The 14,051-nt window shown below is 65.4% G+C and carries 15 protein-coding genes; 9 read left to right on the plus strand and 6 right to left on the minus strand.

The window, feature by feature from the left end; genetic code table 11:
- Positions 1–89 precede the first annotated feature (89 nt).
- From ACLBWX_RS07100 to ACLBWX_RS07135, 8 genes are all read left to right on the plus strand, one after another.
- Positions 90–755, plus strand: coding sequence for a TorD/DmsD family molecular chaperone (locus ACLBWX_RS07100; RefSeq protein WP_447676372.1), 666 nt, complete (start codon positions 90–92; stop codon positions 753–755).
- Between the two features lie 67 nt (positions 756–822).
- Positions 823–1,062 (plus strand): formate dehydrogenase, encoded by a 240-nt coding sequence (locus ACLBWX_RS07105; protein ID WP_447676373.1) that lies wholly within the window; start codon positions 823–825, stop codon positions 1,060–1,062.
- A 7-nt stretch (positions 1,063–1,069) separates the two neighbouring features.
- Positions 1,070–4,012, plus strand: coding sequence for a formate dehydrogenase subunit alpha (locus ACLBWX_RS07110; RefSeq protein ID WP_447676374.1), 2,943 nt, complete (start codon positions 1,070–1,072; stop codon positions 4,010–4,012).
- 16 nt (positions 4,013–4,028) lie between these two features.
- The gene (gene fdh3B, locus ACLBWX_RS07115) at positions 4,029–4,625 is read left to right on the plus strand and encodes a formate dehydrogenase FDH3 subunit beta (protein ID WP_447676375.1); all 597 of its coding nucleotides are present in this window, start codon (positions 4,029–4,031) and stop codon (positions 4,623–4,625) included.
- Positions 4,626–4,699: 74 nt separating this feature from the next.
- Positions 4,700–5,740, plus strand: coding sequence for a formate dehydrogenase subunit gamma (locus tag ACLBWX_RS07120; RefSeq protein ID WP_447676376.1), 1,041 nt, complete (start codon positions 4,700–4,702; stop codon positions 5,738–5,740).
- A 48-nt stretch (positions 5,741–5,788) separates the two neighbouring features.
- Positions 5,789–6,028, plus strand: a complete 240-nt coding sequence (locus ACLBWX_RS07125) for a hypothetical protein (protein ID WP_447676377.1) — start codon at positions 5,789–5,791, stop codon at positions 6,026–6,028.
- Positions 6,029–6,082: 54 nt separating this feature from the next.
- Positions 6,083–6,670, plus strand: coding sequence for a hypothetical protein (locus ACLBWX_RS07130; protein WP_447676378.1), 588 nt, complete (start codon positions 6,083–6,085; stop codon positions 6,668–6,670).
- 2 nt (positions 6,671–6,672) lie between these two features.
- Positions 6,673–7,527, plus strand: a complete 855-nt coding sequence (locus tag ACLBWX_RS07135) for a shikimate 5-dehydrogenase (protein WP_447676379.1) — start codon at positions 6,673–6,675, stop codon at positions 7,525–7,527.
- A gap of 21 nt (positions 7,528–7,548) precedes the next feature.
- Here the strand turns inward: ACLBWX_RS07135 and ACLBWX_RS07140 are convergent, their stop codons facing one another.
- The 6 genes from ACLBWX_RS07140 to ACLBWX_RS07165 form a co-directional block, all read right to left on the minus strand.
- On the minus strand, positions 7,549–8,433 hold the full coding sequence (locus ACLBWX_RS07140; protein ID WP_447676380.1) for a 2-hydroxy-3-oxopropionate reductase: 885 nt from the start codon (positions 8,431–8,433) through the stop codon (positions 7,549–7,551).
- A gap of 22 nt (positions 8,434–8,455) precedes the next feature.
- Entirely contained in the window at positions 8,456–9,220 is a 765-nt protein-coding gene (locus ACLBWX_RS07145; RefSeq protein WP_447676381.1) for an HpcH/HpaI aldolase family protein, read from the minus strand.
- 44 nt (positions 9,221–9,264) lie between these two features.
- A complete protein-coding gene (gene gudD, locus ACLBWX_RS07150; protein ID WP_447676382.1) occupies positions 9,265–10,626 on the minus strand; it encodes a glucarate dehydratase in 1,362 nt (453 codons plus the stop codon).
- A gap of 57 nt (positions 10,627–10,683) precedes the next feature.
- A complete protein-coding gene (locus ACLBWX_RS07155) occupies positions 10,684–11,646 on the minus strand; it encodes a LysR substrate-binding domain-containing protein (protein ID WP_447676383.1) in 963 nt (320 codons plus the stop codon).
- 77 nt (positions 11,647–11,723) lie between these two features.
- Complete coding sequence (locus ACLBWX_RS07160; protein WP_447676384.1) at positions 11,724–13,046, minus strand: MFS transporter; 1,323 nt, start codon at positions 13,044–13,046, stop codon at positions 11,724–11,726.
- Positions 13,047–13,240: 194 nt separating this feature from the next.
- Positions 13,241–13,492: a helix-turn-helix domain-containing protein gene (locus tag ACLBWX_RS07165; protein WP_447676385.1), complete on the minus strand. Its 252-nt coding sequence runs from the start codon at positions 13,490–13,492 to the stop codon at positions 13,241–13,243.
- 194 nt (positions 13,493–13,686) lie between these two features.
- Between ACLBWX_RS07165 and ACLBWX_RS07170 the strand changes: the two genes are divergently transcribed.
- The gene (locus ACLBWX_RS07170) at positions 13,687–14,046 is read left to right on the plus strand and encodes a c-type cytochrome (RefSeq protein WP_447676386.1); all 360 of its coding nucleotides are present in this window, start codon (positions 13,687–13,689) and stop codon (positions 14,044–14,046) included.
- The last annotated feature ends 5 nt before the right edge of the window (positions 14,047–14,051 follow it).

Consider the following 14,051-nt stretch of genomic DNA (forward strand, 5'->3'; position numbering starts at 1 on the left):
TGCCGCCGCGTGAAACGCTTTTTATTATAAATCCAAACTTAGCGGTCTGCACGTGAAGCGGCGCGGGGCCGGAAGGGTCGAGGAGTCGAATGCGTTCCGGTGCGTCGTTTTCAGAGCCTTCAGCCGAAGTGGGCATCGGCGTGACGGACTGGATCGACCCGGCCGAGGCAACGAACTTGGCCGTGGATGAAGTCGATTACCTTCGCGCCCAGCAATACGATCTTCTCGCCGTCCTCCTCGGACGTTCTCCGACGTCACAGCTCCTTGATGCGCTGGCTGGCCTCGAGGGCGGCGACAGCGTGCTCGGACGGGAGGTGGGCGCTCTCGCCTCTGCGGCCAGGACGATTTCTGCGGATGCCATCGAGCGGGAATACTTTTCCCTCTTCGTTGGCGTCGGACGCGGGGAGCTTCTGCCCTACGCTTCCTACTACCTGACCGGCTTCCTCAACGAGCGTCCCCTTGCCCGGGTTCGCGAAGATCTTACGGGACTCGGCATCGAGCGCGACCCTGCGACGACCGAACCCGAGGATCACCTCGCGATTCTCTTCGATGTGATGGCGGGCCTCACGGCTGGACGGTTCGTGGCGAAGCCCGGGGCGGCGCGGGCATTCTTCCTCCGGCACATCGCGCCGTGGGGCGAGCGCTTCTTCGCCGATCTGGAGCACGCCGGGTCGGCACGCTTCTATCGTCCGGTGGGCGGGCTGGGGCGCGCTTTCCTCGATATCGAGGCGGCCGCTCTCGCGATGGATGCCTGAGGCATCCATTCCTTTGGATCATTGCGTTCCGCCCATTTGGGCGAGAGTCGCTTAAGGAGTTTGAGCGGTGGGACAGGATCAGAAGGACCAACTCGGCCGTCGCCAGTTCTTCCGCGCGCTCGGCGGGGGCACGGTGGCGGCGGCCGCGGGCATCGCATCCCCCATGTCGGTCACCGAGGCCCAGGCCTACGATCCTGGCACCGACGAGACCCGGTCACGCTACCGCCTCACCGACGAGGTGAAGGCGTTCTACCGGACGAACGGCTACGAGACTCTCCAGAACAGCACGAACGCCGGAAAGAAGTGAGCCTGCGATGCTGACCAAGCGCAAGAGCGGTGACGCGAGCCGCACCAAGCATCAGGCCGTCGCCGCCGGCCTCGCGGCTGGCGTGCTCGACCGTCGCGGCTTCCTGAAGAAGTCCGGCCTCACCGCCGGCGCCTTGGCCGCGGCCGGCACCATCCAGCTCGGATCCGTTCGCCAGGCACGCGCCGCCGGGTCCTCGGCCACGTCACCGGACGTGCAGATCAAGAAGAACGTCTGCACGCACTGCTCGGTCGGCTGCACCGTCACGGCCGAAGTCGTGAACGGCGTCTGGGTCGGCCAGGAACCGTCCTACGCCAGCCCGATCAACCGCGGCACGCACTGTGCGAAAGGTGCGGCGATCCGTGAGCTGGTTTCATCCGACCGCCGCCTGAAGTATCCGATGAAGCTCGTCGGGGGTCAGTGGCAGCGCGTCTCTTGGGAGCAGGCCGTCGAGGAGATCGGCGATAAGCTCGCCGCCATCCGCGAGAAAAACGGCGCGGATTCGGTCTACTGGCTCGGCTCGGCCAAGTTCACCAATGAGGCCGCCTACCTGATGCGTAAGTTCGGCGCCTTCTGGGGTACGAACTCGGTCGACCATCAGGCGCGCATCTGTCACTCGACCACGGTGGCGGGCGTTGCCAACACCTGGGGCTACGGCGCCCAGACCAATTCCTACAACGACATCCGCAACGCCAAGACGATGATCATCCTCGGCGGCAATCCCGCCGAAGCGCACCCGATCTCCATGCAGCACGTCCTGTCCGGGAAGGAGATCAATCGCGCGAACATGATCGTCATCGATCCGCGCTTCACCCGGACGGCGGCCCACGCCACCGAGTACGTGCGCATCCGGTCCGGTACCGACATCCCGGTGGTCTGGGGTATCCTCTGGCACGTCTTCCAGAATGGCTGGGAGGACAAAGAATTCATCAGCCAGCGCGTCTACGCCATGGACGACGTCCGCAAGGAGGTCGCCAAGTGGACGCCCGACGAGGTCGAGCGTGTCTCGGGCGTGCCCGGCGAGCAGCTACGCCGGGTGGCGGAGAAGTTCGCCAAGGAAAAGCCCGCGACCCTGATATGGTGCATGGGCGCGACCCAGCACACGGTCGGTACCGCCAACGTGCGCGCGCTCTGCATCCTCTGTCTCGCCACGGGCAACGTCGGCAAGCCAGGCACCGGCGCGAACATCTTCCGCGGCCACACCAACGTGCAGGGCGCGACCGACCTCGGCCTCGATGTCACCTCGCTGCCGCTCTACTACGGTCTCGTCGAAGGCGGCTGGCGCCATTGGGCCCGCGTCTGGGACGTGCCCTACGAGTGGCTGCAGTCTCGCTTCGACGAAGTTCCCGCCGCGGCCGGCCGCAAGTCCCGTTCGCGCAAGGAGAACATGGAAGCGCCCGGCATCACCTCGACGCGCTGGTTCGATGCCGTGAACCTGCCGCCGGAGCAGATCGATCAGCGTAGCCCGATCAAGGCGTTCATGGTGTTCGGCCACGGCGGAAACACCGTGACCCGTCTGCCCGAGGCGATCGAGGGCATGAACAAGCTCGAACTGCTGGTGGTCGCCGATCCCCATCCGACCACCTTCGCGGCCCTCGACGCCCGGCAGGACAACACCTACCTGCTGCCGATCTGCACCTCCCTCGAGATGGAAGGGTCGCGGACGGCCTCGAACCGCTCCATCCAGTGGGGCGAGCAGATCGTGAAGCCGGCCTTCGAGTCGAAGAACGACTACGAAGTTCTCTATCTCCTGGCCAAGAAGCTCGGCTTCGCCGAGACACTGTTCAAGAACATCAAGGTCGAGAACAACGTCCCTTCGGCCGAGGACCTTCTGCGGGAGATCAACCGTGGCGGCTGGTCGACCGGCTATTGCGGCCAGAGCCCGGAGCGGCTGAAGGCGCATATGCGCAACCAGCACAAGTTCGATCTCATCACCCTTCGGGCGCCCAAGGACGACCCGGAGGTGGGCGGCGATTACTACGGCCTGCCCTGGCCCTGCTGGGGCAAACCGGAGCTGCGCCATCCCGGCACCGCGATCCTCTACAACACCTCGCTGCATGTGAAGGACGGCGGCAGCACCTTCCGTGCCCGGTTCGGCACAGAGCGCAACGGCCAGACCCTGCTCGCCGAGGACAGCTTCACCAAAGATTCCGATCTCACCGACGGCTATCCGGAATTCACCTTCGGAGTGTTCAAGAAGCTCGGCTGGGACAAAGACCTGAGTGCTGACGAGCTCGCCACGATCCTGAAGATCGGTGGCGACAAGCCCGATACCGTGAGCTGGGCCACCGATCTCTCCGGCGGCATCCAGCGCGTCTGCCTCGACCACGGGGTTATTCCGTTCGGCAACGGCAAGGCGCGCGCGAATGCCTGGAACCTGCCCGACCCGGTGCCGGTGCACCGCGAGCCGGTCTACTCGCCGCGTCCCGATCTGGTGGCGAAGTACCCGACCCGGCCCGACGAGCGGCAGTTCCGTATGCCCAATATCGGCTTCTCGGTGCAGAAGGCGGCGGTCGAGCGCAACGTGGCGAGGGACTTCCCCATCATCCTCACCTCGGGCCGCCTCGTGGAATATGAAGGCGGCGGCGAGGAGACCCGGTCGAACCCCTGGCTCGCCGAATTGCAGCAGGACATGTTCGTCGAGATCAACACCGGCGATGCCGCCGATCGAGGCATCAAGGACGGGTCCTGGGTCTGGGTCACCGGCGCCGAGAATAGCTCCAAGGCCAAGATGAAGGCGCTCGTCACGGACCGCGTTGGCAAGGGCGTCGCCTTCATGCCCTTCCACTTCTCGGGTTGGTACGAGGGCAAGGACATGCGCGACTACTACCCGAAGGGCACCGATCCGGTGGTGCTGGGCGAAAGCGTGAACTCGGTGACCACCTACGGCTTCGACCCTGTGACGGGCATGCAGGAGACGAAGTGTACCCTGTGCCAGATCAAGGCCGCGTAAGAGGAGCGTATCCACTATGGCCCGTATGAAGTTCCTCTGTGACGCCGACCGTTGCATCGAGTGCAATGCCTGCGTCACCGCATGCAAGAACGAGCACGAGGTGCCCTGGGGCATCAACCGCCGCCGCGTCGTGACCCTGAACGACGGTAAGCCCGGCGAGCGCTCGGTCTCCATGGCGTGCATGCACTGCACGGACGCACCCTGCGCCGCCGTCTGTCCGGTGAACTGCTTCTACACCACGGTCGATGCCGTTGTGCTGCACTCGAAGGACATCTGCATCGGCTGCGGCTACTGCTTCTATGCCTGCCCTTTCGGCGCGCCCCAGTATCCCCGCGTCGGAAACTTCGGCTCACGCGGCAAGATGGACAAGTGCACCTACTGTTCCGGTGGACCGGAGCCGGACCTGTCGGTGGCGGAATACGAGAAGTACGGCTCGAACCGTCTCGCCGAAGGCAAGCTGCCGCTCTGCGCCGAGATGTGCTCGACCAAGGCCCTACTCGCCGGCGACGGCGAGATGATCGCCGAGATCTACAAGCAGCGCGTGATCAAGCGCGGCTACGGCTCCGGCGCCTGGGGCTGGAAGACGGCCTACCGCGAGACCGTGGCGCTTTAACTGCCGCACCGTTGCCCCTGAGATCGCCAGCCCTTCCGGCGATCTCAAAAAATACCTCATCGAAAGGAACGCCGATGCGGCGGGCAGTCACGCTTTTCAGCACCCTCGTCGTCGCCACGACGCTCCTGGCCGCGCCGGCGGCATTCGGGCCCGCGTGGGCGCAGAACCCGATCACCCAGGACGGGCAGAATCCGATGGGGGCAAAACCCACGGCGGATTCGGTCAACGAGGAATTTCTCTTCAAGAACGCGGACAAGATCACTGGCCGAATCAGCATCCCAGACCGGAAAGCCGCGAACCTGATCCAGCCGCAGGGCCGTGAGTACCAGTCCTTCCGCGAGCACTACCTGCCGTGGATCGGTGCCGCCTTCATCCTCGGCATGATCGGCGCACTCGGTGCGTTCTTCCTCTGGCGCGGTCGCATCCTCACGGAGCACAGCCAGGAATCCGGTCGGAGGATCCTGCGCTTCAACACCTTCGAACGCTTCACACACTGGATGACGGCCGTTTGCTTCATCATCCTTTCGCTCTCGGGCTTGAACTACATCTTCGGCAAACGTCTGCTGATGCCGCTGATCGGGCCCGAGATCTTCGGCGCGCTGGCCCAGTGGGCCAAGTACAGCCACGTCTATCTTGCGTGGCCCTTCATGTTCGGCGTGGTGATGATGTTCGTCGTCTGGATCAAGGACAACATCCCGAACCGGCTCGATTGGGCCTGGATCAAGGCCGGCGGCGGCTTCATCGGCAAGAAGCATCCGCACGCGGCACGCTTCAATGCCGGCCAGAAGGGAGTCTTCTGGATGGTCGCGGGCTTTGGTGCCGCCATGAGCGTGACCGGCCTGATGATGCTGTTCCCCTTCGCGCTTCTCGACATCAATGGCATGCAGGTCATGCAGGTGATCCACTCGCTGATCGGCATCGCCTTCATCGCCGGCATCCTTGCGCACATTTACATCGGTACGCTCGGCATGAAGGGCGCCTACGACGCGATGGGGAGCGGCGAGGTCGACCTTGCCTGGGCACGGGCCCATCACGATCTCTGGGTGGAGCAGGAGCAGGCGAAGACCGCGAGCGGACCACAGCTTTCCGGGCGCCATCCCGCCGCTGCCGAATGACCATTCCAGCTGCCTGAGAATGCCGGGACGGCAACGAGGAAACCGATCATGAAAGCCTTCATCCTCGCCGTCATCGCGGCCGTCGGTCTCGGCGTTGCCGCGATGTACGTCCTGACGAGCAATCAGAAGTTCGCCTACCAGGCCTTCGCCACGTCCGGAGCCCGCGTGTCGGAACCGGGTACCAATTTGGTCGGGGAGAAATGGACCGGCGATCCAAGAACGGACGACACCGGGGAGTCGGCACACGGCAAGGCGACCGGGGAGCCGTCACATCCGAAGCGGTCCTGATCCATCCCTCGATCGCCGAACCCTACGAAGCGCCCGGACCACAGGGGACCGAAGATGATCCGACGCCTGCCCTTCATCGCGCTGCTCCTGTCGAGTTGCCTCGTGGCGCCCGCGGTCTTCGCGCAGGATGCGGCGCCTACGCCAGCGACGCCCCCCGCGAAGGGACCGGCGAACCTGTGTCAGGAATTGATCGCCTTCGTGCAGAAGCCGGAGGAGAAGAAGCAAGAGGCCGCCACGCCGGCGAAGCAGGCAACCGCGGTCTCCAATTCGTCCGGCAAGAGCGAGGGGCAGCCCTCGACGGGCGCGGGTGAACCGCAGCAGAAGTCGGGCTTGAGCGGGCCTACGAACACCGACACCAAGGCACCGACCAGCGATACGCGGGCTCCGGTGAGCGACGGCAAGACCGTCCTGACTCAGGCCAATGCCGCGGCGAAGTCTCCACCGTCGACCGGTGCGTCGGCACCGAGCCCGAAGCCGGATCCGGCCGTGGTTGCGCAGATCGAGGCGGCCGCCGGATCGAACGATCAGACCGCATGCCGCGCAGCGGCGCGCGCCATGCGGGTCGCTGGCGTCGTCATGCCCCCGCCGCTCCTCGGCCTCGCGGCCTTGAACCCGAAGTTCTTCGCAGGCTCGCAGCCCTGAGGGTGGGTGAGACGGCCGACCACGCGGACGCGCGACTTCCCGAGCGTCCCCTGATCGGACGAGACACCACTCTCTGCATGTCCCTGTCGGCGCGACCGGGACATTTCGGCTCGCGCTTCCACAACCGGCTCTACGCGCTTCTCGGGCTCGACTACGTCTACAAGGCCTTCGCCACAAGTGACCTGCCGGGAGCGGTCGCCGGGATCCGCGCCCTCGGCATCCGCGGTTGCGGGGTCTCGATGCCGTTCAAGGAAGCGGTGATCCCCCTCCTCGACGCTCTCGATCCCTCCGCGCGGGCGATCGACAGCGTCAATACCATCGTCAACGACGGCGGCCAGCTCCTCGGCTCAAACACCGACTACATCGCTGTGCGTGGCCTGCTGGCGCAGCATGGCATCGATCCGGCAACGCGCTTCCTGCTCCGCGGCTCCGGCGGCATGGCCAAGGCGGTCGCGGCGGCTCTGCGCGACGCCGACTTTCGGGACGGGACGATCATCGCGCGCAACCGCGAGGCAGGCGCTGCCCTGGCGGAGCGCTGCGGATTCGCCCACGCGACCGAACTTCGCGATCGGACGGCACCGCTCCTGATCAACGTGACGCCGCTTGGAATGGAAGGCCCGGACGCCGCGGCTCTCGCATTCCCGGAATCGACGATCGCCGCCGCTACGATGGCCTTCGATGTCGTGGCCCTACCCTCGCAGACGCCGTTTCTGATCGTCGCGGAGCGCCTGGGAAAGCTCTGCATCACGGGGCACGCGGTCCTCGTGCGGCAGGGCCTCGAACAGTTCATCCGCTACACCGGCGTAACCCCGACGCCTGCGCAAGTGGCCGACGCGGCGGCCTTCGCCCGGACCTGAACGGGCGAAGGCTCGGAGCGGTCAGCCCTCGGCCACCGGATGGTTGCCCATGATCTCGAGGGCGCGCACGAGAGCGGAATGATCCTTGTCTCCGGCGCCGTTGGCGGCGCAGACCGAAAAGAGTTGCTGGGCCAGTGCGGTTCCCGGAAGGGCGAGGCCGAGGGACTTGGCGCCTTCCAAGGCGAGATTCAGGTCCTTCTGGTGCAGGGCGATCCGGAAACCTGGTTCGAAGGTCCGCTTGATCATGCGCTCGCCGTGCAATTCGAGAATGCGCGAAGTGGCGAGGCCGCCGGTGATCGCCTGACGGACTTTGGCCGGATCGGCTCCGGCCTTCGAAGCGAAGAGCAGCCCCTCGGCCACTGCCTCGATCGTCAACGCCACGATGATCTGGTTCGCGACTTTGGCGACTTGACCGGCCCCGGTATCGCCCACGTGCGTCACCGTCTTGCCCATCAGGTCGAAGAGCGGCTTGACCCGCTCGAAGGCATCCGCCCTGCCGCCGACCATGATCGAGAGCGCGGCGTTCTTGGCACCGACCTCGCCACCCGAGACCGGAGCATCGAGGTAATCCACCCCGCGCTCGGCGAGCCGCGCGGCGAAGTCACGGGTCGCGATGGGCGAGATCGAGCTCATGTCGACCACTATCGCTCCGCGCTTGACACCCTCGGCGACGCCGTCCGCACCAAACAGCACGGCCTCGACGTCGGGTGTGTCGGGCAGCATGAGGATGATCACGTCTGAACGCTCCGCGACCTCGGCAGCGGTCCCACAGGCGTTGCCGCCGGCCGAGACCAGGGCCTCGGGTACCTGCCGACGCGTCTTGAGGGCGAGGCTGTGTCCGCCTGCGATGAGGTGGCCGGCCATGGGCGCGCCCATGATACCAAGGCCGATGAATCCGACGTTCATGTCCGTCTCCCAGGTGTTTGCTTCAGCGGAAGCGTGCGGCGAGTGCCTCGGAGGTGCGGGCGAGCAGGCCCATATCCGAGCCGACGGCGGTGAAACGGGTGCCCGCCTCGATGTAGCGGTGGGCGAGTTCCTCGTTGGCGGTGAGGATGCCGGCATGCTTGCCGCTACTCCGGATGCGGGCGATGGTGTCCTGCACCACCTTGACGACGTCGGCATGGTTCTGCTGGCCGAGGTAGCCGAGGCTGGTGGAGAGGTCGCCGGGTCCGATGAAGACGCCGTCGACGCCTTCCACACCCGCGATCTCCTCCAGGTTGTCCAGGGCACGGCGCGATTCGATCTGCACAGCGACGAAGATCTCGGCCTCGCAGCGAGCATGGTAATCGGGGATGCGGCCGAAGCGGGCGGCCCGAGGTGCCTGCGAGAAGCCGCGCACGCCGCGCGGGGCATAGCGCGTCGCGGCGACGGCACGGCGCGCCTGGTCGGCATCGTCGATGTTGGGAATCATCAGTGACTGCACGCCGGTGTCGAGGATGCGCTTGATGGTGATCGGCTCATCGCTCGGGACCCGCACCATCGCGTGCGCCCGGCTCTCCATCATCGACTGCACCTGCGCGTAGACGTCACGCAGGTCATTGGCCGAGTGCTCCATGTCGAGGAGCAGCCAGTCGAACCCCGAACCGGCGACGACCTCGGTGGAGATCGGGCTGGCGAGGCTGCACCACAGGCCGATCTGCTGCCCTCCGGCGTTCAGGGCCGCCTTGAAGCGGTTGGTGAGGATGTCAGTCATCGTCGCGTCTCCAGGATGCTTTGCGTTCCGCGCGCAGGGCGGGATCATCTGACGAGGCAGGGGCGCTTGTTGTCGAAGGCCCAATCGGGGATCAGGAACCGCATCGCCGCGGCGTCGTCGCGGGCGCCGAGGCCATGGCGCTGGTAGAGCGCATGCGCGGCCTCCACCTCGGCCCAATCGAGTTCGATCCCGAGACCGGGACGCTCGGGCACCTTCACGAGGCCGCCCTTGATCTGCAGGGGCTCCTTCGTCAGTCGCTGGCCGTCCTGCCAGATCCAGTGCGTGTCGATGGCAGTGACCCGGCCGGGCGCGGCGGCGGCCACATGAGTGAACATCGCCAGCGACACGTCGAAGTGGTTGTTCGAGTGCGAACCCCAGGTCAGCCCGTGATCGCGGCATAGCTGGGCGACGCGTACCGATCCGGCGAGAGTCCAGAAATGCGGATCGGCCAGCGGAATATCGACCGAACCGAGTTGGATGGCGTGGTTCATCTGCCGCCAGTCCGTAGCGATCATGTTGGTCGCGGTGGGCAGGCCGGTGGCACGCCGGAACTCGGCCATGATCTCGCGGCCGGAAAACCCATCCTCGGCCCCGCAGGGGTCCTCCGCGTAGGCGAGCACGTCGCCTTTGCCCTTGCACAGCGCGATGGCCTCTCCGAGCGACCAAGCACCGTTCGGATCGAGGGTGACCCGTGCCTTCGGAAAGCGCTCGTGAATCGCGGTCACCGCCGCGATCTCCTCTTCGCCGGAAAGGACGCCGCCCTTCAGCTTGAAGTCGTTGAAGCCGTAGGTCTCGTAGGACGCCTCGGCGAGGCGTGCCACCGCGTCGGGAGTCAGGGCCTCCTCGTCGCGCAGGCGGAACCAGCCATTGCGCTCTTCCGGCTCCCGGTACGGTAGATCGGTGCGGCGGCGGTCGCCGATATAGAAGAGGTAGCCCAACATCTCGACGGCGTCGCGCTGCTGGCCCTCGCCCAGGAGGGCCGCCACCGGTACGTCGAGAAACTGCCCGAGCAGGTCGAGGAAGGCGGATTCCACGGCCGTGACGGCGTGGATGGTCACGCGGAGATCGAAAGTCTGGAGGCCTCGGCCACCGGCATCGCGATCGGCGAAACGCATGCGCATCGCGTTGAGCACCGCCTGCCAATCGCCGATCGGCCGGCCGATGATGAGGTCGCGGGCATCCTCGAGGGTCTGACGAATGCGCTCGCCGCCGGGCACTTCGCCCACACCCGTGGCGCCGGCGGAATCGGAGAGAATGACGAGATTGCGCGTGAAGAAGGGGCCGTGGGCGCCGCTGAGGTTGAGCAGCATGCTGTCGCGACCGGCGACCGGCACTACCTTCATGGCGGTCACGGTCGGGGTGCGGGACGCGCCCCGCGCTGATGAGGCTGTCGAATCGAAGGCCATGGACATTCTCCCGAACCAACCACTGCGGCGTCTGCGCACCGTCTCGCGTCCACTGTTCTAGGAATCCCGCCGATGCCAGTCCAAGCCAAAGGGTGGATCGATTGATGCCGGCATCGCATCGATCGGTGGATCGTCTCTGCTCAGTTCGTGCAGAAGCGCGCGGAGATGAGCGAGGAGCGGGACGTCGCTATCCCGTTTCCAGGCCAAGTGAAGCTCGGCCGGTCGTGGCACCGCAAGGATCAGAGGCCGAAAGGCGATGCCCTCGAAGCGCAGGCGCTCGGCCGCCGTCGGGACAAGGGCGATCCCGATACCGGCACGCACCAGCGCGAGGATCGAGTGGATCTGCGTGAGTTGCTGGACGACGCGTGGTTGCAGGCCGGCCCCGGCGAAGAGACCGATCAGCAGATCGTGGAAGTAGCTCGCCTCGTGTGGCGCGTAGCCCACGAACGGCTCGCTGCGAAGATCCTGGAGTCCGAGGGTCAGCCGATCGGCCAGAGCATGATCCGCCGGCAGGGCGACGACCAGCGGCTCGGCGAGCGCCTGCTCGGCTTCGAGTTCGGGATGGTTGACCGGCGGACGGATGAAGCCTGCATCGATCTGCCCCGAAAGAATCGCCTCGATCTGATCCTTGGTCACCATCTCACGCAGGGAGAGGGTCACGTCCGGCATCGCGCTTCGGCAGGCGATGACGAGGCGCGGCAGGAAATCATAGGCGGAGGCCGCGGTGAACCCGAGCTTGAGGACGCCTGCTCGTCCGGCAGCGACCTGCCGCGTCACGTATGTCGCCGTCTCTGCGAGTCTCAGGATCCGCAACGCCTCGGGCAGGAAGCTGCGTCCGGCGGCGGTGAGCCATACCGAACGGCTTGTCCGATCGAGGAGCTGCACATCGAGAACCCGTTCCAGAACCTGGATCTGCCGCGACAGCGGCGGCTGGGTCATGTTCAGCCGTGCGGCGGCCCGGCCGAAATGCAATTCCTCCGCGACGGCGGCAAAGCAGCGGAGTTGGCCGAAATCGAGCATCACGCCTCGCAACGACGATGCGGCCGAGGGTTTCCCCACGGCCGCGGTTCCGTGCCGGCCCGAGGGAAAGGCGCCGTCTAGCGCAGTTCCACTCGTTTGATCTCACCGACGATGACGAGATAGCAGAACACCGCAACGAGTGCGTTCAGGCCCACGAAGACCAAGGCGCCGTTGAACGATCCTGTCTGCTGGACGATGTAGCCGATGGCGATCGGCGTGGTGATACCGGCGGTGTTCCCGAAGGTGTTGAAGAGGCCCCCGTTCAGACCGCCGGTGGAACGTGGCGATGTGTCCGAGACCACGGCCCAGCCGAGGGCCCCGATGCCCTTGCCGAAGAACGCCAGAGCCATCAGGCCGATCACCACTGCATCCGCCTGGACGTAGTTGCAGCCGATGATGCTCATCGAGAGCAGCATACCGCCGACGATGGGAATTTTCCGCGCGGCCGTCAGCGAGTAGCCGCGCTTGAGCAACAGGTCCGAAAGCCAGCCCCCAAGGATACCGCCGATGAAGCCGCAGAGCGCCGGCAGCACCGCGGCGAAGCCGGCCTGCAGGATCGACAGGCCGCGTTCCTTCACGAGGTAGACCGGGAACCACGTGAGGAAGAAGTATGTCAGTGTCGTGATGCAGTACTGGCCGATATAGATACCCAAGAACATGCGATTCGAGAGAAGCTGCTTGATCGTCCTACCCGCTTCCGCCTGCGTACCCGCGCCACGCCCATCCATGTCGAGAAGGGCTCCACCCTCTTCGATGTAGTCGCGTTCGGCCTGATTGATCGCCGGGTGCTCCTTCGGCCCATGGATCACCTGGGTCCAGAGCAGCGCGAAGGCGACGCCGAGGGCACCCATCAGCGTGAAGACATGGTGCCAGCCGTAATGGTGCACCACCCAACCCATCAGCGGAGTGAACAGCACCGTCGCGAAGTATTGCGACGAGTTGAAGAAAGCCGAGGCGGTGCCGCGCTCCGAGGTGGGAAACCACGCCGCAGTGATCCGCGCGTTGGCCGGAAACACCGGGGCTTCTGCCAGACCGACGAGCAGGCGCAGGCTGAACAGCACCGCGACCGCGGCGAAGCCGGTGAAGAATCCCACCGCCCCCTGCATGAGGGTGAAGGTCGACCACAGGAAGATGGCGCCAGCATAGACCCACTTGGCGCCGTAGCGGTCGAGCAGCCATCCGCCAGGCAACTGAGCAACGACATAGGACCAAGCAAAGGCCGAGAACACGTAACCCATGGAGACGGCGTCGAGGCCGAGATCCTTGGCGAGCGACGGGCCAGCAATCGAGAGCGTCGCGCGATCGGCATAGTTGATGGTGGTGGCGATAAACAGCATCGTGACGATGAGGAGCCGCACACGGCTCCGCTTCGCCGCGGTCATGACCAGACCGGCGCCCATGGCGTCTCTCCCTGAGAGCGGACCACCCGGCCTTCGCCTGGGTGGACATCGGTCATTCTCGTAAGCGCCCTGTCGGGACCTCGGCGACCGTTTGCAGGACGAAGGCTACGGCGCGTCCGAGCCGCCCGTCCAACTCAAAGACTGGATGGATCGATACCACAACGGCATGAATGCCGTGCCATCTGAGCGCCGCACTACGGGAGGCCCGATCCCGAGCCGTCGGTGTTTCTCAGCGCCGTCCGGTTCCTCCGCAGGGACTTTCCGGCACGCGGATCCTCGGCGAAGAATACCTCCAGCACGCGCTCCAGCTCTCGATTCGGCCGCTTCATACCGGTGATGAAGCGTGAAATCCGTGGCTGATTGATGCCGAGCTCCCAGGCAAGGCGCGCTTGGCTCCATCCCGAGCGATCGAGGAACTGACAGACGTCGGACGGGCGGACCGGCATCGCTCCATCCAGTGCGTTCGTTTGCACGCCTTTGCATCAGGGTAGGGACCGGGTCCGTCGACGACCATACGAAGGTCCCGATTAATCCGATCCGATCTCATCACGTTGCCGTGAACGACTTGATCGTTCCGATTACTTTCGATTGTCGCGCTTTACGTATGTCAGGTCACCAAAGCGATCTGAGAGGAAACGCCATGCGGTATACGATCTTCGGTGCCCTGTTCGCCGCCCTGCTCCCGATGGCAGCGCACGCAGAGGGCGATGCCGCAGCAGGCGAGAAGGCATTCGCGCCCTGCAAGGCTTGCCATGCTTTCGGCAAGAACGGCGTCGGGCCGAACCTGACGGGCGTCGTCGGGCGCAAGGCAGCTTCCGAGGAAGGCTACACCTATTCGGCGGCCCTCAAGGGCTCCGGGATCACCTGGGACGAGGCCAATCTGCACGAGTGGCTGAAGAATCCGAAGGCCAAGGTGCCCGGAACCAAAATGGTCTTCGCGGGCTATCCCGACGACAAGAAGATTGACGACGTGATCGCCTATCTGGCCACCAAGAAATAAGGCGG

It is taken from the genome of Methylobacterium sp. M6A4_1b (assembly GCF_053345175.1).